Source organism: Bradyrhizobium denitrificans (assembly GCF_013179005.1).
Classification (GTDB): Bacteria; Pseudomonadota; Alphaproteobacteria; order Rhizobiales; family Xanthobacteraceae; genus Bradyrhizobium; species Bradyrhizobium denitrificans.
Genome location: NZ_JABFDP010000039.1, coordinates 41,163 through 63,008 on the forward strand (window position 1 = coordinate 41,163; position 21,846 = coordinate 63,008).

A 21,846-nucleotide genomic window follows, 5' to 3' on the forward strand; every position below is an offset into this window, starting at 1 on the left:
GGCGGGGGGCGCTCAGTTCGCCGTGATCGGCTGACGCCGTTGCGCGCTCACATCGTCGGCGACGTTCGGCGCGGGCTCGCTTGGTGGGCTGGTCTCGGGCGGCACGATGATGGCGACGAAACGCTGGCTCGCTCCGGGCCAGCCGAACAGCTTGGTGCGCAGCGAAATCTCGGCGCGCACCGACCGCCGCGCCCGCGCCGCGACGGCGCTCATGCCCGAGATGCAGGAGATGTCGGTGTCGTAGCACAAGGCGGACCAGCCCTGCGCGGTCAGCGCCGCGGCCGGAGTTTGCAGCTCGTACGGATGCACGAGGCTTATCTCATAGCGGGGATGATCCGGGCTGTAGAATGCGGCCGCGAAGGCGAGCCCGTCATCGCCGCCCACGGCGGCAAGCGGACGGCTCGAGACCGACTGCCAGAGGCGATCGAGCTCCGCCACAGCCGGCTGGTAGAAGTTGCGGCCTTCGCTGAGCGGCACATAGTTGCGGTACAGCGCGTGAAGGGGGGCTGCGACGGTCGCGGCGAATGCGGCGATGCCGATCGTCGCCGCGGCGAGGTTGATCGTCGCGGCGCGGGAGGGCTGGTAGCTCGCCCCGCAGACGATCACGATGACAAACAGGAAGACGCCCTGCAGGCCCCATAATGGCGGCATGTCGGTGCCGAACACGACCGAGGTCAGGGCGGGCAGGGCGACCGTGCCGATGCTCATCATCGCCAGCAAGCGGAGCCCGGCGCCAAGACTGAGGACATCGTTCAGCACGCGGGCTGGACGGGGGCGTGTCATCGCGAGCCAGATCAGTCCGGGAATGCCGCCGATGCCGGCCATCGCCAGAAAGAAGCCTCCGCCCTCGATCAGGGCAGCCGCACCCGTCTTGCCGACGTGATGTGTGATGGCGTGCGAGAACGGTTGTGCCCCGGTCATGCCGAGCCAGATCAGATGCGGCGTCAGCGCGGCCAAGCCGGACAGCGCGGCGACCCACGGCGCCGACGAGGCGAAATAGGCGCGTCGCTCGCGGTGACACAGCGCCGCGAGCGCGAAGCTGGCGATCAGGAAGATGGAGTAGTACTTCCCGAGCATCGCCAGTGCCGCGGCGAGGCCAGCGGCGATGGCCCATCGCACATTGCGGGTCTCGAACGAGCGCAGGAAGCAGTAGGTCGCCAGCGGCCAGCTCGACAGCAGGACCGCGTTGGCGTTGAAGCGCTGCGCGTGCAGCTGATAGACGGGAAGCAGCATCAGCAGCAGCAACACGATCAGACGCTTGTCGTTGCGCGCGAACCGCCGCGTGATCAAGTCCACGGCCCAGAGGCCTGCCGCGGCGTTGGTCAGCGCCAGCAGGTTGAAGGACCAGTTCGTCAACGGAAACGCGCTCGTCCAGGCGCGCGCGGCCCAGCCCATCAAAGGCGGGTGCTTGCTCGAACCCCAGGCGAAGCTGCGCCCGAGCGACCATGTCTCGATCACGTCCTGGTGCAGGTCGCCGCCGACATAGGCGATCGAGAAATAGATCATCCAGATCGCGACGAAGCCTGCGATCAGTGCCGGCACGGCCCAACCGTCCTCGACGGCGTCGATCCAGATCGCAAGGGCTCTGCGCCAGCGCGGGATCGAGCCGCTGGTCTCGATCCCAATTGCCGGCCACGCAAGACTCATGAACTCACTTCCACCCTAGGTTCTGGCGCGCGAACTCCGCCCCGCGCGTTCGACGCGCAGGTGGATGGCGCTCATGGCTGCCGAATTGACCCCTGTTAGAACTGTTAAAAAGAGTTCATGTCGCAAATTGTGAGGTGCCGTGGCCCAATTGCGATCATGTTTGGCCGCTGCGGACACCGAGCGATGCACAGCGCTCGGTTCCGGTCACAGAGTGGACGCGGAGCGGACATGGTTCTCGCGAGCGTGGCGTGCAGTCCGACGGACAAAGCATCATCAGGGCGCAGCGACGTCGGTGGAGGTTGGGCTGAGTCTACTCGTTCCGTGCGATGGTGTTGAGCTTGGTCAGGTCATGCAGCAGGATCCGGCCGCGTTGCAGGTCCAGGATCTTGTCCTTGCGCCACGCCTGAAGCTGGCGGTTGACGCTCTCGCGCGCCGCGCCGACGAAGATGCCGAGCTGCTCCTGCGAGATATGCACCTCGGAGCCGAAATCCTCCGCGAGTGCACAGAGCCGGCGTGCGAGTCGGATCGGCAGCGGCTGCAGTACCGACTCCTCCATCCGCTCGCTCTGCCAGCGGATGCGCTGACACAACAGCTGGATGATCTTGATCGCGACCTTGGGTTCGCGCTCGAGGAAGCTGAGGAAATCCTCGCGGCGGAGCACGAACAGCTCGGTCGTCTCTCCGGCCGTGGCGTCGGCGGTGCGCTCCTGTCCGTCGAGCACGGCGACCTCTCCGAACAGGTCGCCAGGGCCCATGAAATTGAGGGTGAGCCGGCTGCCGTCCGTCGCGCCGGTCTCGATGCGGATCTGGCCGCGCCGGACTCCGAACAGGGCGTTGCCGGGATCGCCCTTCTGGAACAGCACCTCGCCCGATGACAGATGCTGGGTATGGCACAGGTTCGACAAGCGCTGCAACTCGTCGGCGCCGAGGTCCGCGAACATCGGGTTCATCTTGAGAATGACCGCAAATTCGGCCTGCTTGCTCATCACTATACCTTCAGCAATGGTTTGAAAGCCCCAGTTACATAAACCGCTCGGGCAGAAGTGTGTCATAAGTCACATAATGACGCACGTGCTTACGACTATTTTCGCCGCTCCTGGAGCAGTCCGCGGCATCTGGGATAGATATCGGATTGAACCGGGTCGGCGTTGCCGCACGCTAACCCGTGTAGACCGCTCGCACGTCGCGAATGGGACATCGACATGAAAGCATTGAAGATCGCAGGCGGGTTGGTTGGCGCCGTCGCCGTCGTGCTCGTCCTGGCGCTTGCCTTTGGCCTTCCGGCGAGTGTTGTGACGGCGGCGATCCAGGACCGCGTCGAGCGTGACACCGGATATCGTTTGAGCATCGCCGGCTCCGCGAGCATCAGCCTGTGGCCATCGCTGCATGCGACGCTGACCGACATCACGCTGCTCGATCCGAAGGACCGAGACGGTAACAACCGGCTGACCGTCGCCATGCTGCAGGCAGATATGGCGCTGTCTGGCCTCTGGTCGGGCCGGCCCGACATTGCCGAGGTCATCGTCGACAAGCCTACGCTGTATTTGCCGCTGCTGCGTGAACGCCTGCGCGACAATGCGCCGCGCAACCGCGCTCCGGCAAAGTCGGACGCCGCGCCGTCCATCCGGATCGAGCGGGTCACGATCAAAGACGGGGCTGTCATCCTGTCCAATCCGCGCGACCGCGTGGAGAATCGCATCGACGGCATTGGCGCGACGGCATCGCTGGGCGGGGACGGCAGGATCAAGCTCACCGGTACGGCCCGGGCGAGCGACCGTCCCGTCAGCTTCGAGGTCAATTCGACGGCCCCGGGGATGCCGATTGATCGGCAGACCCTGCCGGTCGAGTTCAAGCTCGAGATGGCCGATGCCTTCCGCGGTGTTCTGGCCGGCCGCGCCGACCTGCGCCTCAATGGACCGTTGGTGATGATCAACGGGCTCAGCGGCACCCTCGGCGGCGGTGATTTCAACGGCTGGGCCTCGGTCGATGTCGCCAGCAAGCCACTCGTCAAACTTGATCTGGATGTGCGGCGGCTCGACCTCGGCAGTCCTGCCGCGCCACGCAACGCCGGCGCTTCGGGATGGAGCACGGCGGCCATCGACCTGCGCGGCCTCAACTACGTCGATGCCCGCGTGAAGCTGTCGGCGACCGACGTCGGAGTCGCCGGTGCTCGCCTCGGCCCGCTGGAGGTCGAATCGTCGCTGGCCGGCGGCGTGCTGAAGGCGACCGTCGCCAATCTCGGTGCCTATGACGGACAGGCCAGCGGTGAGGTCGTGATCGATGCCTCCACCGGCAATCCGGCCTACGCCATGCATTGCGACGTGGTCGGCATCCGAGCATTGCCGTTGCTGCAGAACCTCGCCGGTTTCGACAGGCTCGACGCACGCCTGCAGGGCAAGTTGGCGCTGCGGTCGAGCGGCGCCAGCCAGCAGGCCATCATGAGCAATCTGAGCGGCTCGGCGTTCCTGCTGTTCCAGGATGGCGCCATCCGCGGCATCAATGTCGCGCAGATGATCCGTTCCTTGACCTCCAACCCGCTGTCCGGCTGGCAGGATTCGAAGGAACTCACGACCGATCTCACGCAATTGTCGGCCTCCTTTCAGGTCGAGCGTGGTCAGGCCGCGACCGGCGATCTCAATCTGATCGGACCGCTGGTGAAGGTCACTGGCGCAGGCACCATCGATCTCGGCAATCGCGCGCTGGCCATGCGCGTCGAGCCGAAGCTGGTGATGACCACCGAGGGGCAGGGCCGCAACTCGGATCCGATCGGGCTCGGCATTCCCGTGGTGATCGACGGCCCTTGGAGCCAGCCGCGCTTCTACCCCGACATGGCCGGCATCCTGGACAATCCCGACGCTGCCTACGCCAAGCTCAAGCAGATGGGTCAGGGCCTGTTCGGCAAGGACAATGCGGGACTCAACAACCTGATTAACGGCCTCGGCGGCTTGATCGGCAACTCTGCCCCGACCGGTACGGCTGGCGCGAATGGCGGGCCTTCGGCAGCGGCGCCGAACGGGCAGGCGCCGACGACAGGGCAATCCGATGTGCTGGGCGGGCAGCTCGGCGCGGCGATCGGCAATCTGATTCAGCAGGGTCTGCAGCAAGGCGCGCCGCCGCAGGGCCGCAGCCGAGGCCGTACCCTGAACCCGTCGGAAAGCGCCGCACCGCTGCTGCAGTCTCCCCGGGCCGCGCAACCCCCGGCGACGGAGGCTGGCCAGGACGCTGCCTCGGCGTCGGGCAACCCGCCGGATGCCGCGATGGACGGCGCGCCGGACAGTCAGCCAATGAACGATGTCTTGAAGCGCATCTTCAACAGGTAATATGACGCCGCAGACCCTTGCGGTATCATCCGAATGGTGGATGACGTGCGCGTCCCAATGGCCGAGGATGTTCGCGGCGGCTTACACCGCGGTCCGCACCGAATGATGTCCGAAACGACCGGTTCTGCCGCGTCATTCTGTGCTAAACGGTGTTCACGGCGGACCGTCTCAGCGTGGGAACGGTCCTGTTTGTGAAGTGCCGTTGTCGCGCAACACGGCAACGAACGCGCTCGTCCGGCAGGCTTGATCGGTCGCTGCGCGCGAGGGGTCCGGATGAGCGGGGTCGAGGAGAGAGGCTGGTCGCTGCGGCAGGGTCTGTTCGCCAAATATGTTGTGTCGCTGGTCGGCCTCGTTGTCTTCGTGCTGGCCGTGAATGGTGCGACGGAAACCTGGATCAGCTACCAATCCACCAAGGCGAGCCTGACCGCCGCGATGGCGGAAAAGGCCGATGCGAGCGCCCGGCGGATCGACCAGGCGCTCTCGGACCTGCAACGACAGATCAGCTGGGTCACGCGGGCGAGCGCCAATACGCTGGAGCTGCGGCGCGCCGACTATGTGCAGCTGCTGAGCCAGGCTCCGGCCGTGCGGCAGCTTTATCAGCTCGATGGCCAGGGGCGCGAGCAGCTTCGGGTCTCGCGCACCTCGATTGCGTTCTCCTCCGGCAACGATCTGTCCCGCGACCTGCGCTTCACCGACACGGTCACTCACGGCAGCAATTTCTCGGCTGTGACCTTCAAGGGCGCGCAGCCCATGATGTCGATCTCGGTCGCGCATTCCGGCTTCAATGCCGGCGTCACCGTGGCCGATATCGACCTCGACTTTCTCGAAGACTTCATGACCGAGGCGCAGGTCGGAAAAGTCGGCATCGCTTATGTGGTCGATCCGCGCGGGCAGGTGCTGGCGAGTTCGGCGAAGGGACCGGCTGTCGGCCAGGACCTTGCCAGGCTGCCGCAGGTCGTCGCGGTGCTCACGCCCGATGGCCAGTCGCTGAATTCCGGGACCGACAGTGATGGGCGCGCTGTGCTGTCGGCTGCCGCCGTGCTGCCCAAGCTCGGCTGGGCCGTGTTCTTCGAGCAATCCACGGCGCATGCGCTGGCCCCGATTCGCGACCAGCTTTTGCGCGGCGCGCTGCTGATCGCGCTCGGACTGGCCGTCGCGACGCTCGCCGGCTCGCTGCTGGCTCGCCGCATGCTTGTACCGATCACCGCCTTGCGGATGGGCGCGCGGAAGCTCGGGGCCGGAGATTTCGCCCAGCGCATCGAAGTGAAGACGCATGATGAGCTGGAGGAACTCGCCGATCAGTTCAACAGCATGGCCGGCCAGCTTGCCGAATCTTACGCCGTGCTCGAAGCCAAGGTCGAGGAGCGCACAAGAGATCTCGCGCGTTCGATCAACGAGCTGAAGGTGCTGGAAGAGGTCGGGCGGGCGGTGGCCTCCTCGCTCGATCTCAACGCCGTGCTGCCGACCGTGGCGGCGCGCGCCCTTGAGATCACCCAGGCCGACGCCGTGCTGATCTACTCCTACGAGGCTGCCGAACGCCGGTTCAGGCTGGTCGAGGCCAAAGGCGTCGAGCGGGCGCAGGATGGCGCGCACACGATGCTGGATGGCGCGACGAGCCTGCTGGCCGACTCGATCCGCAGCGGTGAGCCGATCGCGATCGCGGAACTCGAAAGCGCCCCGGATCATCCGCTGCGCGACGTCGCGATCGCCGCCGGCTTTCATGCAGTTCTGTTCACGCCGCTGGTCGATCAGCAGGGCGTGCTCGGCGCGCTGGTGGTGCTCAGGCGATCCGCAGGCGCGTTTTCGCCAAATCTGATCGGTGTGATGCGCACCTTCGCCCATCAGGCCGTGCTGGCGATGCGCAACGCGCGGCTGTTCACCGAGGTCGATCAGAAGGGCCGCGAGCTGGCGCTGGCGCACGATACCGTGCAGCAGCAGGCGGTAAAGCTCAGGGAACAGACCGAGCAGCTGCGCGAATGGAACAAGTCGCTGGAAGAGCGCGTCGAGAAGCAGCTCGGCGAGATCGAGCGCATCCGCCGGCTCGAGCGCTTCCTGGCGCCGCAGGTCGCGCAGATCATCGCATCCTCCGACGGTCATGATGCGTTGTTGGAAAGCCACCGCCGTGAGGTCACGGTGGTGTTCTGCGACCTGCGCGGCTTCACCGCGTTCACCGAGACGACCGAGCCCGAAGAGGCGATGAACGTGCTGCGCGAATATCACGCCGCGCTCGGCAAACTGATCTTCAAATATGAAGGCACGCTCGATCGCTATGCCGGCGATGGCGTGATGATCCTGTTCAATGCGCCGATCCCGTTCGACGACCACACCACGCGCGCGGTGAAGATGGCGCTCGAAATGCGCGACGAGATCGGCCAGCTGACCGAGCGCTGGAAGAACCGCGGCCACAGTCTGGGCTTCGGCGTCGGCATCGCGCTCGGCTATGCCACGCTCGGCCAGGTCGGTTTCGAGCACAGGTTGGAATATGCGGCGATCGGCAGCGTCACCAACCTTGCCTCGCGGTTGTGCGATGAAGCGAAGGCGGGGCAGGTGATCGTGTCGCGCCGGGTCTATGGCGTGGTCGACCAGTCGGTCGATGCGCGGCCGATCGACGATCTGCATCTGAAGGGCTTCAATCACCCGGTGCTGGCGATGGAGATCCTGCGCTGGCGCGGGGAGAGCACCGCGCCTGTCGATGTGCCTGCGGAGCGCCGGCGATCATCCTCGTGATCACCTGGGCGCCGCCTGCGGCTGCGTTTTCTTTGTTGAGCGTGATCGTTTCGGACGACCGGTTTTCGCGGTGGCGGATCATGCCCCTAATAGGCCTGCTTCGCGTCCGCCTCCTCGCTGGTCTGGATCAGGTCGAGGCTCGCCTCGATCTTGCCGATGAGGCGGTCGAATGCCCTGCGCTCGTCGGCTGACAGGCACGCCATGATCTCGCGCTCGCGCTGCTGCAGCCGGGGAATCAGTTCCTCGTACAGCGTCTTGCCCTTGCGGGTGAGGCGCAGGCGGAATTCGCGCCGATCCTCGGCATTCTCGACGCGTTCGATCAGGCGCCGCTCCAACAGCGCGGTCACGGCGCGGCTGATCGTTGACTTATGCGTGCGCGTGCACTCTGCGACATATTGCGCGCTGCAGGCTTCGCGGCGAAACCCGAGCGTCGCCAGCACGCGCCATTCGGGAATGTCGAGGCCGTAGCGCTCGCGATATTCGCTGGCGAGCGCGGCGCTGACCTCCGCCGCCAGGCGGTTCAGCCGAAATGGCGCGAACTTGAACAGATCGAGCCGCTCCTCCGCATGTGGCGCTGCGGCATTTCGGCTGGCTTCAACCGGCTTGGGCTGGCGCCTGGACGCCGTGTCGGCGGGATTTGCCACGCTCGCGCTCCGATTTTTGTGTTGACGCGGCCGAGGCCGTCGGCTTTAGAATAGTTGCAGGTGAGACTATCTGGCAAGATCCCAGTCGCGCTTCACCCGACGAAATGCCAGCGCTTCGAAATTCGTCGCTTCGACAGCTCAAGAAACCACAAGGCGAGCAAGCCATGGTGCAGGTCAATCCGGGGCAGGGCGCAAGCCACGCGAAGGTTCAGTTCGGCTATCACCGGCACGGCGATCAGGATCGGGCCGCGCCGGCCGAACATCCGGTCGTCGTCGTGGGCGCGGGCCCGGTGGGCCTGTCCTTCGCGATTGATCTCGCGCAGCGTGGTCACGCGGTCGTTGTGCTGGACGATGCCGATCGGATCGGCGAAGGCTCGCGCGCGATCTGTTTCTCCAAGCGTTCGCTGGATTATTGGGACCGGCTCGGTGTCGGCGACCGCATGGTCGACAAGGGCGTGGTATGGAACGTCGGTCGCATCTTCCACGGGCCGTCCGAGCTCTATCAGTTCAATTTGCTGCCGGAGCCGGGACACAAGCGGCCGGCCTTTATCAATCTGCAGCAATTCTACGCCGAGGCGTATCTCGTTGATCGCGTCAACGAGCTGCCGGAGATCTCGCTGCGCTGGCGCAACAAGGTGACCGCGCTCGAACAGCGCAATGATCGCGCCGTCTTGACGATCGAGACTCCCGACGGCCCCTATCGCCTGTCGGCGCAGTACGTCATCGCCTGCGACGGCGCCCGCTCGTCGCTGCGCCAGATGGTCGGCGCAGGCTTTTCCGGCAAAGTGTTCGAGGATCAGTTCCTGATCGCCGACGTCAAGATGACCGCGGAGTTTCCGACCGAGCGCTGGTTCTGGTTCGATCCGCCGTTTCATGCCGGTCGCTCGGCGCTGCTGCATCGCCAGCCCGACGACGTCTGGCGCATCGATCTGCAGCTGACCCCGGACTGCGATCCTCAGGTCGAGAAGAAGCCCGAGAACGTGCGGCCGCGCATCGCGCGCATGCTCGGCCATGACGAGTTCGAATTCGAATGGATCTCGATCTACAAATTCCAGTGCCGGCGCATGCAGCGGTTCATCCATAGCAGCGTGATCTTCGCTGGCGATTCCGCGCATCAGGTCTCGCCGTTCGGCGCCCGCGGCGCCAATTCGGGTCTCGAGGATGCGGAGAACCTGTCCTGGAAGCTCGATCGCGTGCTGCGCGGAACCTCGCCATCGCAGCTACTTGAGACCTACCACATCGAGCGCAGCGCCGCGGCCGATGAGAACATCCGCGAATCGACCCGTGCCACCGATTTCATGGCGCCGGTCAGCGCGCAGGAGGCGCGGCTGCGCAAGGCGGTGCTGTCCCTGGCTAAGGAGACCGAGTTCGGCAAGCGCATGGTCAATGGCGGCCGGCTCTCGGTGCCCTCGGTCTATGAGACGCCGCTGTCGACGGCTGATGCCGAGGAATGGCAGGGCGGGCCTTGTCCGGGAACTTCGATGCTGGATGCGCCGCTCAAAACGACCGATGGACGGCACCTTCATCTCACCGATGCGTTCAATGTCTTGGGCCGGCGCTTCACGTTGCTGGCTTTCGCCAATGGCGGGGACGTCGATGCGCCCGACGAGGTGGGCGTCGTTCGGATTGGTGGAGATGACGGATTCGCGGACGCCGAAGGCTTCGCTGGGAAACGCTACGATGCCAAGCCCGGCACCGCCTATCTGCTCCGTCCCGACGGCTACGTCGCGGCCCGCTTCCGGCATCCGACGCGGGCAGCGATCGCGGCCGCCGTGGCGCGCGCGTCCGGCATGAACTGAGGGAGCAGATGATGGCACTCTCGACCGCCTCGAATTTCGCCAAGCCCGACGACGCCTTCCGCGCCGTCGTCGAGGCGCATCGCGGGCTCTCGGAGAAGGACAGCGCCGATCTCGATGCGGCGCTGGTCCTGATCCTCGCCAATCACATCGGCGACATCACCGTGTTGCGCGAGGCGATCACGCTGGCGAAAGGCCGCATGATCGACAGCGTTCAGCAGCAACAACAGCAGCAGCAATAACGACAGACATAGGGAATGAACTGATGGCGAAGGGTTTCGCATCCACCACGGATCTCGCGGAGAAGAAGGTCACCTTCTCCGAGATCGGCCCGGATCTCTATGCCTTCACGGCCGAGGGCGATCCGAACTCGGCCGTGATCGTCGGCGACGATGGCTGCATCGTGTTCGACGCGCAGGCAACGCCCGCGATGGCCAACAAGGTCATCGAACGCGTCAAGACGGTCACGGACAAGCCGATCAAATATGTCGTGCTGTCGCATTATCACGCGGTGCGCGTGCTCGGCGCCTCGGCCTATCACGCGCAAGGCATCGTCGCCTCGCAGGAGACGCACCGGCTGATCGTCGAGCGCGGACAGCAGGACTGGGATTCGGAGTATGGCCGCTTCCCGCGGCTGTTCCAGGATGCGCAGAGCATTCCCGGCCTGACCTGGCCGACACTGACCTTCGAAGGCGAGATGACGATCCATCTCGGCAAGCGCGAGGTGCAACTGATTCAGCTGGGCGCGGGCCATACGTCGGGCGACATCGTCGCCTGGGTGCCGGACGCCGAGGTCATGTTCTCCGGCGATCTCATCGAATATCACTCGGCCTGCTATTGCGGCGACGCCTATCTGCGCGAATGGCCGTCGACGCTGAACGAGATCCGCGACTTCAATCCCAAGGCGATCGCGCCGGGGCGCGGCGACGCGCTGAAGGGCGAAGCCACCGTGCGCGAGGCGATCGTGATGACGCGTGACTTCGTCACCTCGCTCTATGGCGCCGCCGAGATGTCGGTCGCCAAAGGGCGCAGCCTGAAGGAATCGATGGCGGCGACGCGCGAGGTCATGGATCCGAAATTCGCGAGCTTCGCCATCTATGAGCATTGTCTGCCGTTCAACGTGTCGCGCGCCTATGACGAGGCCAGCGGCATCGACGATCCCGTGATCTGGACCGCCGAGCGCGACCGCGAGATGTGGGCCCGCCTGCAAGGAGAAGGATGATGAACATCAATACATCGCCTGACCAGCTCAGCCGCGCCTCGGCGCAGGTTACGCCGGGCTACATGTCCGGCTTTGGCAATTCGTTCGAGACCGAGGCGCTGCCCGGCGCGCTGCCGATCGGCCGTAACTCGCCGCAGCGCTGCGCCTATGGCCTCTATGCCGAGCAGCTTTCCGGCTCGCCCTTCACCGCGCCGCGCGGCTCCAACGAACGCTCCTGGCTGTATCGCATCCGTCCTTCGGTGAAGCACTCCGGCCGCTTCGCGAAGGTCGACGCCGGGCTGTGGCGCACGGCGCCGTGCCACGAGCAGGAGATCACGGTGCAGCAGCTGCGCTGGGATCCGACACCGGTGCCGTCCGGTGAGGTCACCTTCCTGCAGGGCGTGCAGACGATGACGACGGCGGGCGACGCCGCTACGCAGTCCGGCATGGCCGCGCATGTCTATGTCATCACCAAGTCGATGGTCGATGAGCATTTCTACAATGCTGACGGCGAACTGATGTTCGTGCTGCAGCAGGGACGCCTGTTGTTCGTCACCGAGTTCGGCCGCATCGATGCCGCGCCCGGCGAGATCGTCGTGATCCCGCGCGGCGTCAAGTTCCGGGTCGAGATTCCGGCAGGGCCGGCGCGGGGCTATCTGTGTGAGAATTATGGCGGGGCTTTCACCCTGCCGGAGCGTGGCCCGATCGGCGCTAACTGCCTCGCCAACGCCCGCGACTTCTTGACGCCGGTCGCTTCGTATGAGGACAAGGACACGCCGACCGAGCTCTACGTGAAGTGGGGCGGTGCGCTGTTCAAGACCGAGCTGAAGCACTCGCCGATCGACGTCGTCGCCTGGCATGGCAACTACGCGCCTTACAAATATGATCTGCGAACCTTCTCGCCGGTCGGCGCCATCGGTTTCGATCATCCCGATCCATCGATCTTCACGGTGCTGACCTCGCCGTCGGAAACCGCCGGCACGGCCAATATCGACTTCGTGATCTTCCCCGAGCGCTGGATGGTGGCCGACAACACCTTCCGTCCGCCATGGTATCACATGAACATCATGTCCGAATTCATGGGCCTGATCTACGGCGTCTACGACGCCAAGCCGCAGGGCTTCGTTCCCGGCGGCATGTCGCTGCACAATTGCATGCTGCCGCACGGACCGGATCGCGAGGCGTTCGATCACGCCAGCAATGGCGAGTTGAAGCCGGTGAAGCTCACGGGCACCATGGCCTTCATGTTCGAGACCCGCTTCCCGCAGCGGATCACCAAGCATGCGGCGGAGTCCAGCACACTGCAGCCGGATTACGCGGACTGCTGGAACGGACTGGAAAAGCGTTTTGATCCGAACCGGCCTTAGAGACAACGATGTCAACGCCGTCATGGCCGGGCTTGACCCGGCCATCCATGACACTTCCGTCCCGTCCGGTGAGACATGGATGCCCGGGTCAAGCCCGGGCATGACGACTTGGTTTGGAGAAGCATTTTGACCCACCCCAACGATCCCTCGCTCCGCTCCTTCATCCCGGTCGATCCGGCGTCGGACTTCCCGATCCAGAACCTACCCTATGGCGTGTTCTCCGCCGCCGACTCGCCCAAGCCACGCGTCGGTGTCGCCATTGGCGATGTCGTGCTCGATCTTGCCGTGCTCGAGGATGAAGGCCTGCTCGATCTGTCGCCGGCCTATGAGGTTTTCGCGCAGCCTTCGCTCAACGCCTTCATGGCGCTCGGCCCAGCGGTGTGGACGAAGACCCGCGCCGCGATCAGTGCTCTCTTGCGTCACGACAATCCGCGGCTGCGCGACGACAAGCCGCTGCGCAGCCGTGCACTGCTGCTGCAGAAGGATGTCAGGCTGCATCTGCCATTTGATGTCGCCGGCTACACCGATTTCTACTCCTCGAAGGAACACGCCACCAATGTCGGCGTGATGTTCCGCGGCAAGGACAATGCGTTGCAGCCGAACTGGCTGCACATGCCGATCGGCTATAATGGCCGCGCCTCGACCGTGGTCGTGTCGGGCACCCCGGTGCGCCGGCCGCGCGGGCAGCTGAAGCCGCCGAGCGCTGAAGTGCCGAGTTTCGGCCCGTGCAAGCGGCTCGATTTCGAGCTGGAGATGGGGGTCGTCATCGGCCAATCGTCTGCGCTCGGCGAGATGCTGACCGAGGCGCAGGCGGAGGCGATGATCTTCGGCTTCGTGCTGCTCAATGACTGGAGCGCGCGCGACATCCAGCAATGGGAATATGTGCCGCTCGGCCCGTTCCAGGCCAAGGTGTTCGCGACCTCGATCAGCCCCTGGGTGGTCACGCGCGAGGCGCTGGAGCCGTTCCGCGTACAGGGGCCGGTCCAGGACCCGATGCCGCTGCCTTATTTGCAGCAGGCGCATGCGCAGAACTACGATCTCGCGCTCGAGGTTGCCCTGCGCGCCTCCGGCAGCAACGCACCACAGCGCATCTCGCAGACCAATTTCAAATACATGTACTGGTCGAGCGTGCAGCAGCTGATGCACCATGCGTCGTCCGGCTGCGCCATGAGCGTCGGTGATCTCCTGGGATCAGGCACCATCTCTGGTCCCGAGAAGCACCAGCGCGGCAGCCTGCTGGAGATCAGCTGGAACGGCAGCGAGCCAGTCGAACTGCCGGGCGGTGTGACGCGCACGTTCCTCGAGGACGGCGATTCGCTCGTGATGCGCGGCTGGTGCCAGGGACAGGGCTATCGCGTCGGCTTCGGCGAGGTCGAGGGCACGATCGTTCCAGCGGGTTAGCTCTCATTGCTTCGCTCACGCTCGCAATGACGGCGGTCTAGCGGCTATCTGGAGCAACGTCCTTCACGCGAGCCACGAAAGCGGCAACGTCCTCCGCCGCATACTTCAGATGCACCCGCTTGTCCGACGGCAGCTGTTTCGTCACGCAGGCGCCCGGTCGCCATTCGTGGGCTGGACGGATCGGCCGCGGGGCAAAGCCGCCGCCGCAGTTCGGGCAGACGTTGAACAGCCTTGTTTCCACGCAATCGGCGCAGAAGGTGCACTCGTAGGAGCAGATGCGCGCGTCCGTCGCGGCGGGCGGCAGGTCCTTGTCGCAGGACTCACAGTTGGGGCGAAGCTGCAGCGCCATGGTCGTCTCGCTGATGGTCTGGCCCGCGCAGTGTCGCAAAGCCGTGCCGCGATGTGGAGGCCGCAATTCCCTCGATTTGCGCCACGCGCTCAGCTGCGCGGCAGCGCGGCCAGCGGCAGCTTCGCGCTCTCCTTGATGCGGTCGAGCACGATCGAGGAGCGCACATGCGCCACGCTCTGATGCGGCATCAGCACGTTGTTGACGATGTCGGACAGGCTCTTGAGGTCGCGCAGCACCACCTTGAGCAGATAATCGGAATCCCCGGTCAGCGCATAGGCCTCCTGGATCTCGTCGACGCGGTTCACCAGTGCGCGAAACTTTTGCGCGTTGTCGGGCGAATGCGTCGCCAAGGTGATCTGGATGAAGGCGATCAGCTCGAAGCCGAGCGCCTGGCTGGCGAGTTGCGCGCGATAGCCTGCGATGACCCCGTCCTCCTCCAGCCGCATCCGGCGTCGCGAGCATTGCGAGGCGGAGAGGCCGGCGATCTCCGCCAGCTCCTGGTTGGTCAGCCGGCCGTCATCCTGCAGCGCGGCGAGGAGGCGGAGATCGAAGTTGTCGACGGAGATCATGCGTATTTTCCTCAGATTATGCACGGATCGTGCATATCCTGGCGGAAATGACAATGGTTTGCATGCTCCATGCGCCCAATCCGAGGGATCATAACGCAGGTCAGTCAAGGAGCTCCGCCGATGGGTCCGTTTCCGCACGATGCGCCGCCTGCCACCATCTCTGCCGACAATCCGATGGGCACCGACGGCTTCGAGTTTGTCGAATACGCCCATCCCGATGCGGCTCAGCTGCACGCGCTGTTCAAGCTGATGGGTTTCGCTCCGGTCGCCCGCCACAAGACCAAGGCGATCACGGTCTACCGCCAGGGCGACATCAACTATCTCCTCAACGAGGAGCCCGGCAGCCACGGCCACGACTTCGTCGCCGCGCACGGTCCATGCGCACCGTCGATGGCGTTCCGCGTGGTCGATGCGAAGAAAGCCTATGCGCGGGCGGTCGCGCTCGGGGCTGAGCCGGCGGATCTGCAGCCTTCGCAGAAGGCGCTCGACGTTCCCGCGATCAAGGGGATCGGCGGCAGCGTGCTGTATCTGGTCGACCGCTACGGCGCCAAGGGCTCGGCCTATGATCTCGAATTCGACTGGCTCGGGGCCCGCGATCCGCGGCCGGCGGGCTCGGGCCTCTATTACATCGACCATCTGACTCACAACGTGCATCGCGGCCGCATGAATGTGTGGACCGGCTTCTATGAGAGACTGTTCAACTTCCGGCAGATCCGCTTCTTCGACATCGAGGGCCGCGCCTCCGGCCTGTTCTCGCGTGCGTTGACCAGCCCTGACGGCAAGATCCGCATCCCGATCAACGAGGACGCGGGCGACTCCGGCCAGATCGAGGAATATCTAAAGGTCTATCGCGGCGAGGGCATCCAGCACATCGCCTGCGGCGCCCGCGACATCTACGCCACGGTCGAAGGCCTGCGCGCGTCAGGCCTGCCGTTCATGCCGTCGCCGCCCGACACCTATTTCGAGCGGATCGATGCGCGACTGCCCGGCCATGGCGAAGACATCGCGCGGCTGAAGACGAACGGCATCCTGATCGACGGCGAAGGCGTCGTCGATGGTGGCCACACCAAGGTGCTCTTGCAGATCTTCTCGGCCAACGCGATCGGGCCGATCTTCTTCGAGTTCATCCAGCGCAAGGGCGACGACGGCTTTGGCGAAGGCAACTTCAAGGCGCTGTTCGAGTCGATCGAGGAGGACCAGATCCGTCGCGGTGTGCTGAAGGTGGAGGCGGCGGAGTAGGTCTATCCGTCATTGCGAGGAGCGCAGCGACGAAGCAATCCAGATTCTCGTCGCAGCGCCCCTGGATTGCTTCGCTTCGCCGCTTCGCTCGCAATGACGGCCTGCGTGGGAGGCCGTGCGTCGCCAAACAAACAGTGTCGTCCCGGGCCAGCCTGACGCCGCGCCAGCGGCGTCGGGCGCCGACCCGGGACCCATACCGCGTGACCCGTCGGCCGGAGCACGGTGTCAGACGATCTTAGCCACACGACGGCCGGTGGTTATGGGTCCCCGCGTTCGCGGGGACGACACCGATGTGGAGGCGCGAGCGTCGTCAACTCATAAGCTTGCTACGGCAGTGCTTCATCGGCGCTGCCGCACCGCTATCGTTTATCGCCCCGCCTTCCACGCGTTCACCACGGCGCCGATCTCCGTCACCTCCGGCTCGCGAATATTCGACGGCGTCCGCGAGAAGCGCGGCGCTGGCGCCGGCTGTGTCACGCCGTGCCGCTCGACGAACACGCCGCGGGCGGCCATGTGGGCGTGCTTCGGGGCTTCCGACATCGTCAGCACCGGGGCGAAGCAGATGTCGGTGCCTTCCATGATGGCGCACCACTCCTCGCGCGTCTTGCTCTTGAACACCGCGACCAGCTTCTCCTTCAGTGCCGGCCAGGCGCGCGGATCCATCTGCGCCTCGAAGGCGGGATCGGAGAGGCCGGCGTGCTGGCGCAGCAGCGCGTAGAACTGCGGCTCGATCGAGCCGATCGAGATGAAATTGCCGCAGGCGCATTCGTAGACGCCGTAGAAATGCGCGCCGCCGTCGAGGAAGTTGCGCTCGCGTCCCTCGGTCCAGCGGCCCATCGCGGTGAGGTCGAAGAACATCGCGAGCAGCGACGCGGCCCCGTCGCACATCGCGGTGTCCACCACCTGGCCCTTGCCGGACTTCGAGGCCTCCAGCAGTGCCGCGAGCACGCCGACCACGAGATAGAGCGCGCCGCCGCCGAAATCGCCGACCAGATTGAGCGGCGGCACCGGCCGCTCCTTCGGGCCGATCGCCGCCAGCGCGCCGGTGATCGAGATGTAGTTGATGTCGTGCCCCGCCGCCTGCGCCAGCGGTCCCGCCTGGCCCCAGCCGGTCATGCGGCCATAGACCAGTTTCGGATTGCGCGCGAGCACGATTTCGGGGCCGAGGCCGAGCCGCTCCATCACGCCGGGCCGGAAACCTTCGATGAGGGCATCGGCACCGGCGAGCAGGTCCAACACGTCAGCGATGACGGCCTTGTCCTTGAGGTCGAGCTCGATGACCTTGCGGCCGCGGCCGGCGACCGATTTCATGGTCTTGCGCGCGCCGACGCGATCGAGCGTCACCACCTCCGCGCCCATGTCGGCCAGCAGCATGCAGGCGAACGGTCCCGGACCGATGCCCGCGAATTCGACGATGCGAAAGCCTGCGAGCGGGCCAGTGGCGCGGGTCCCGGTGTGTGGTGCGGTCTTGTCGAGCACGTCCTTGTGTCCTTGGCTTGTTTCATCGCGCTGTCACGACGAGACCGGCTCGATCTCCACGCGCTGCGATTGGCGTTTTCTGATCCTGGATTGTCCCGCGTGTATCAGGCCAACGCAAGCGCGCCGTATGCCGCAAAGCAAAACGGCGCGCATCGCTGCGCGCCGTGTGGAATTTGTCGTGCCGTGATGCGGAATGATCCGCGTCGCGCGCTCAGCCCGCCGCTTGCACCGCGCGCTGCGCCATCACCTTCACCAGATTGGCGCGATAGTCGGACGAACCATGGATGTCGCTGAGCAGGCCTGATGCCGACACGGTGACGCCGTCGATCGCCGATGCCGACCAGTTCGACTTCAGTGCCGCCTCGATCGCCGGCACCCGCATCACGCCGCTCTGCGACGCGCCGGTGGCGGCGACGCGGACATCGCCGCCCTTGGTCTTGGTGACGAACACGCCGGTCAGCGCGAAGCGCGACGCCGGGTGGCGCATCTTCGCGTAGCCGGCCTTTTCCGGCACCGGGAACGCCACCTCGGTGATGATCTCGCCATCCTCAAGCGCCGTCGTGAACAGGCCCTTGAAGAAATCATCCGCCGTGATCGCGCGCTTGTTGGTCTTCACGGTTGCGCCGAGCGAGATCAGCGCCGCCGGGAAGTCCGCCGCCGGGTCGTTGTTGGCGATGGAGCCGCCGATGGTGCCACGGTGACGCACTGCGGGATCGCCGAGCACCGAGGTGAGATAGGAGATCGCGGGGATCGCCTTCTGCACGTCGGCATTGGTCATGATGTCGTAGTAGGTGGTCGCGGCCTTGATCACGAGCGTGTCGCCGGACAGTTGCACGCCGATCAGGTCCTTGATCTTGCCGATGTCGATGACGTCGGACGGCGAGGCGAGACGCTGCTTCATGACCGGAAGCAGAGTGTGGCCGCCGGCGAGGAACTTGGCTTCGCTGCCCTTGGCGAACAGCGCCGCCGCCTCGTCGACCGAGGAGGCACGATGATAAGTCGTCTGGTACATGGTTGCTCCTCCAATCGTCTCAAGCGTTGCCGTGGATCGCGTGCCAGACGCGGTCCGGCGTCGCCGGCATTTCCAGCTTGTTGTTGCCGATCGCATCCGTGATCGCGTTGATCACGGCCGCCGAGGCACCGATCGCGCCAGCCTCGCCGCAGCCCTTCACGCCGAGCGGATTGCCCGGGCAGAGGGTCGTGGTGTGGCTCAGCTTGAATGACGGCACGTCGTCGGCGCGCGGCATCGCATAGTCCATGAACGACGCGGTGACCGGCTGGCCGTTGCTGTCATAGACAGCGTGCTCCAGCAGCGCCTGGCCGATGCCTTGGACAAGACCGCCATGGACCTGGCCTTCGACGATCATCGGGTTGATCAGTCGGCCGAAATCGTCAGCCGCGACGAAGTTGACGAACGACGTCTTGCCGGTGGCCTGGTCGACCTCGAGCTCGCAGATATAGGTGCCGGCCGGGAAGGTGAAGTTGGTCGGATCGTAGAAGGCGCTCTCCTTCAATCCGGGCTCCATCCCGTCAGGCAGATTGTGCGCGGTGTAGGCGGCGAGTGCGACCATCGGCAGGGCGATCGACTTGTCGGTGCCGGTCACCTTGAACTCGCCGTTCTCGATGATGATGTCGCCTTCAGATGCCTCCAGCGCATGGGCGGCGATCTTCTTGGCCTTGGCCTCGACCTTCTCCATCGCCTTCAGGATCGCGGTCAGACCGACGGCGGCCGAGCGCGAGCCATAAGTGCCCATGCCGAACTGCACCTTGTCGGTGTCGCCATGGACGATCGAGACCTGGCTGATCGGCACGCCCAGACGTTCCGCGATCAACTGGCAGAAGGTGGTCTCGTGGCCCTGGCCGTGGCTGTGCGATCCCGTGAGCACCTCGATGGTGCCGACCGGGTTGACGCGGATCTCAGCCGACTCCCACAAACCGACGCCGGCGCCGAGGCTGCCCACCGCCTTCGACGGCGCGATGCCGCAGGCCTCGATGTAGCAGGACAGGCCGATGCCGCGCAGCTTGCCCTGCGCCTTGGCGGCGGCCTTGCGCGCCGGGAAGCCGGCATAGTCGATGGCCTTCATCGCCGCGTCGAGCGAGGCGTTGAAGTCACCGGTGTCGTAGGCCATGATCACCGGGGTCTGGTGCGGGAACTGGGTGATGAAGTTCTTGCGCCGCAGCTCGGCCGGATCGACCTTGAGCTGACGCGCCGCGGTCTCGACCAGCCGCTCCAACAGATAGCTCGCCTCGGGACGGCCGGCGCCACGATAGGCGTCCACCGGTGTCGTGTTGGTATAAACGCCCATCACCTCGGCATAGATCGCCGGGATGTTGTACTGGCCCGACAGCAGGGTCGCGTAGAGATAGGTCGGCACCGACGACGAGAACAGCGACATATAGGCGCCGAAATTGGCGTGGGTCTTGACCCGCAGACCAAGGATCTTGTTATCGGCGTCGAACGCCATCTCCGCCTTGGAGATGTGGTCGCGACCATGCGCATCGGTCAGGAACGCCTCGGTGCGGTCGCCGGTCCACTTCACCGGGCGGCCGACCTTCTTGGACGCCCACAGCGCCACCATCTCTTCCGGATAGATGAAGATCTTGGAGCCGAAGCCGCCACCGACGTCGGGCGCGATCACCCGCAGCTTGTGCTCGGGGGCGATGTTGTAGAACGCCGACAGAACGAGGCGGGCGACGTGCGGATTCTGCGACGTCGTATAGAGCGTGAAGTGCTCTTCTGCGGCGTCGTAGTCCGCGATCGCCGCGCGCGGCTCCATCGCATTCGGCGCCAGCCGGTTGTTGGTGAGCTCCAGGCTGACGACGTTGGCGGCCTTGGAGAACGCGGCATTGACCGCAGCCTCGTCGCCAATATGCCAGTCGTAGACGACGTTGCCGGGGGCCTCTGGATGCAGCTGCGGCGCGCCGGGCTTCAGCGCGGAAGGCATGTCGGCCACCGCCGGCAGCTCCTCATATTCCACCACGACCGCCTCGGCGGCGTCACGCGCGAGGTTCTTGCTCTCGGCGATCACGACGGCGACGGCCTGGCCCACGAACCGCACGGTCTCCGGCGCCATCGCCGGCCATGCGCCCATCCTCATCGGCGAGCCGTCCTTGGAGGTCACGGCCCAGCCGCAGATCAGGTTGCCGACCTTGTCATCGACGATCTGCCGGCCGGTGAGGACCGCGACCACACCCGGCATCGCCTCGGCAGCCGAGGAGTCGATGCTCTTGACCTTGGCGTGGGCGTGCGGGCTGCGGATGAAATGGGCATAGGTCATGCCCAGAAGCTTGATGTCGTCGACATACCGGCCCTTGCCGGTGATGAAACGCTTGTCCTCCTTGCGGACGACGCTCGCGCCAATGCCTTCCATACCCATGCAAATCTCTCCCCTACCGGAGTTTGTTGTCCCGCCGCGGCCATCGCGCGCAGCGGTCGTGGTCTCGGTATTGATTGAAAGACGTCGAAGCCGACGGGTCCGTCCCGCGGCCTTTATTCGGCAGCCTGGGCGACCTTCATCCGCCCCGCGGCGTCGAGCACGGCCTTGACGATGTTGTGATAGCCGGTGCAGCGGCAGATGTTGCCTTCCAGTTCCTCACGCACCGTGGCCTCGTCGAGCTCGCCTCCGTGGCGGTGCACAATATCGATGGCCGACATGATCATGCCCGGCGTGCAATAGCCGCATTGCAGGCCGTGATTGTCGCGGAAGGCCGCTTGCATCGGGTGCAGCTCGTCGCCTTTGGCAATGCCTTCGATGGTGGTGACGTTGGCGCCGGCGGCTTGGGCTGCGAGCACGGTGCAGGACTTCACGGAGCGGCCGTCGATATGGACCACGCAGGCGCCGCATTGGCTGGTGTCACAGCCGACATGGGTACCGGTGAGATTCAGATGATCCCGCAACAGGTGCACGAGCAGGGTGCGATCCTCGACCTCGACCGAGACCGCCTTGCCGTTCACTGTCAATTTGACTGTCGACACGAGTAACCTCCCGATGAATTATTCTTATTCTGATTAGAAACAGCGCCTTCAGGACTTTGCAACTCGAATTTTCGTCTTCGATGTCATTGCGACGTCTTGCGCGCGCCATCGGCGATTCGGTCGCATCTCCTG

At 65.1% G+C, this 21,846-nt stretch carries 17 protein-coding genes; 8 read left to right on the forward strand and 9 right to left on the reverse strand.

Annotation, left to right across the window (positions count from 1 at the left end; genetic code table 11):
• Positions 1-12 precede the first annotated feature (12 nt).
• Both HL671_RS33255 and HL671_RS33260 read right to left on the reverse strand, forming a co-directional pair.
• On the reverse strand, positions 13-1,647 hold the full coding sequence (locus HL671_RS33255) for a glycosyltransferase family 39 protein (RefSeq protein WP_172242468.1): 1,635 nt from the start codon (positions 1,645-1,647) through the stop codon (positions 13-15).
• Positions 1,648-1,957: 310 nt separating this feature from the next.
• On the reverse strand, positions 1,958-2,632 hold the full coding sequence (locus HL671_RS33260) for a Crp/Fnr family transcriptional regulator (protein WP_041750277.1): 675 nt from the start codon (positions 2,630-2,632) through the stop codon (positions 1,958-1,960).
• Between the two features lie 216 nt (positions 2,633-2,848).
• Between HL671_RS33260 and HL671_RS33265 the strand changes: the two genes are divergently transcribed.
• Both HL671_RS33265 and HL671_RS33270 read left to right on the forward strand, forming a co-directional pair.
• On the forward strand, positions 2,849-4,966 hold the full coding sequence (locus tag HL671_RS33265) for an AsmA family protein (RefSeq protein WP_172242498.1): 2,118 nt from the start codon (positions 2,849-2,851) through the stop codon (positions 4,964-4,966).
• Positions 4,967-5,239: 273 nt separating this feature from the next.
• The gene (locus tag HL671_RS33270) at positions 5,240-7,693 is read left to right on the forward strand and encodes an adenylate/guanylate cyclase domain-containing protein (RefSeq protein ID WP_172242471.1); all 2,454 of its coding nucleotides are present in this window, start codon (positions 5,240-5,242) and stop codon (positions 7,691-7,693) included.
• Between the two features lie 86 nt (positions 7,694-7,779).
• On the opposite strand, the gene HL671_RS33275 is transcribed toward HL671_RS33270, so the two are convergent.
• The gene (locus tag HL671_RS33275; protein WP_012040892.1) at positions 7,780-8,337 is read right to left on the reverse strand and encodes a MarR family winged helix-turn-helix transcriptional regulator; all 558 of its coding nucleotides are present in this window, start codon (positions 8,335-8,337) and stop codon (positions 7,780-7,782) included.
• 164 nt (positions 8,338-8,501) lie between these two features.
• Between HL671_RS33275 and HL671_RS33280 the strand changes: the two genes are divergently transcribed.
• The 5 genes from HL671_RS33280 (at position 8,502) to fahA (ending at position 14,102) form a co-directional block, all read left to right on the forward strand.
• Positions 8,502-10,136 carry an FAD-dependent oxidoreductase gene (locus HL671_RS33280; RefSeq protein ID WP_172242474.1) on the forward strand — a complete coding sequence of 545 codons (1,635 nt, stop codon included), beginning with the start codon at positions 8,502-8,504 and terminating at the stop codon, positions 10,134-10,136.
• A gap of 11 nt (positions 10,137-10,147) precedes the next feature.
• A complete protein-coding gene (locus HL671_RS33285) occupies positions 10,148-10,375 on the forward strand; it encodes a DUF2783 domain-containing protein (protein ID WP_041751192.1) in 228 nt (75 codons plus the stop codon).
• Positions 10,376-10,398: 23 nt separating this feature from the next.
• Positions 10,399-11,355 carry an MBL fold metallo-hydrolase gene (locus HL671_RS33290; RefSeq protein ID WP_172242477.1) on the forward strand — a complete coding sequence of 319 codons (957 nt, stop codon included), beginning with the start codon at positions 10,399-10,401 and terminating at the stop codon, positions 11,353-11,355.
• A complete protein-coding gene (gene hmgA / locus HL671_RS33295; protein WP_172242480.1) occupies positions 11,355-12,701 on the forward strand; it encodes a homogentisate 1,2-dioxygenase in 1,347 nt (448 codons plus the stop codon). The genes HL671_RS33290 and hmgA overlap by 1 nt, the downstream gene beginning before the upstream one ends.
• Positions 12,702-12,827: 126 nt before the next feature.
• Positions 12,828-14,102 carry a fumarylacetoacetase gene (fahA, locus tag HL671_RS33300; protein WP_012040897.1) on the forward strand — a complete coding sequence of 425 codons (1,275 nt, stop codon included), beginning with the start codon at positions 12,828-12,830 and terminating at the stop codon, positions 14,100-14,102.
• Between the two features lie 37 nt (positions 14,103-14,139).
• Here the strand turns inward: fahA and HL671_RS33305 are convergent, their stop codons facing one another.
• Both HL671_RS33305 and HL671_RS33310 read right to left on the reverse strand, forming a co-directional pair.
• The gene (locus HL671_RS33305; RefSeq protein ID WP_012040898.1) at positions 14,140-14,451 is read right to left on the reverse strand and encodes a DUF1272 domain-containing protein; all 312 of its coding nucleotides are present in this window, start codon (positions 14,449-14,451) and stop codon (positions 14,140-14,142) included.
• Positions 14,452-14,540: 89 nt separating this feature from the next.
• Complete coding sequence (locus HL671_RS33310; RefSeq protein ID WP_172242483.1) at positions 14,541-15,020, reverse strand: Lrp/AsnC family transcriptional regulator; 480 nt, start codon at positions 15,018-15,020, stop codon at positions 14,541-14,543.
• A gap of 120 nt (positions 15,021-15,140) precedes the next feature.
• Between HL671_RS33310 and hppD the strand changes: the two genes are divergently transcribed.
• Positions 15,141-16,259 (forward strand): 4-hydroxyphenylpyruvate dioxygenase, encoded by a 1,119-nt coding sequence (hppD, locus tag HL671_RS33315; RefSeq protein WP_172242486.1) that lies wholly within the window; start codon positions 15,141-15,143, stop codon positions 16,257-16,259.
• Between the two features lie 366 nt (positions 16,260-16,625).
• Here hppD and HL671_RS33320 read toward each other — a convergent pair whose 3' ends face one another.
• From HL671_RS33320 to HL671_RS33335, 4 genes are all read right to left on the reverse strand, one after another.
• Positions 16,626-17,738 carry a CaiB/BaiF CoA transferase family protein gene (locus tag HL671_RS33320; protein ID WP_012040901.1) on the reverse strand — a complete coding sequence of 371 codons (1,113 nt, stop codon included), beginning with the start codon at positions 17,736-17,738 and terminating at the stop codon, positions 16,626-16,628.
• 211 nt (positions 17,739-17,949) lie between these two features.
• Entirely contained in the window at positions 17,950-18,750 is an 801-nt protein-coding gene (locus tag HL671_RS33325) for an FAD binding domain-containing protein (RefSeq protein ID WP_012040902.1), read from the reverse strand.
• 19 nt (positions 18,751-18,769) lie between these two features.
• On the reverse strand, positions 18,770-21,115 hold the full coding sequence (locus HL671_RS33330) for a xanthine dehydrogenase family protein molybdopterin-binding subunit (protein WP_012040903.1): 2,346 nt from the start codon (positions 21,113-21,115) through the stop codon (positions 18,770-18,772).
• Between the two features lie 113 nt (positions 21,116-21,228).
• Positions 21,229-21,714, reverse strand: coding sequence for a (2Fe-2S)-binding protein (locus HL671_RS33335; RefSeq protein ID WP_012040904.1), 486 nt, complete (start codon positions 21,712-21,714; stop codon positions 21,229-21,231).
• Between the last annotated feature and the right edge of the window lie 132 nt (positions 21,715-21,846).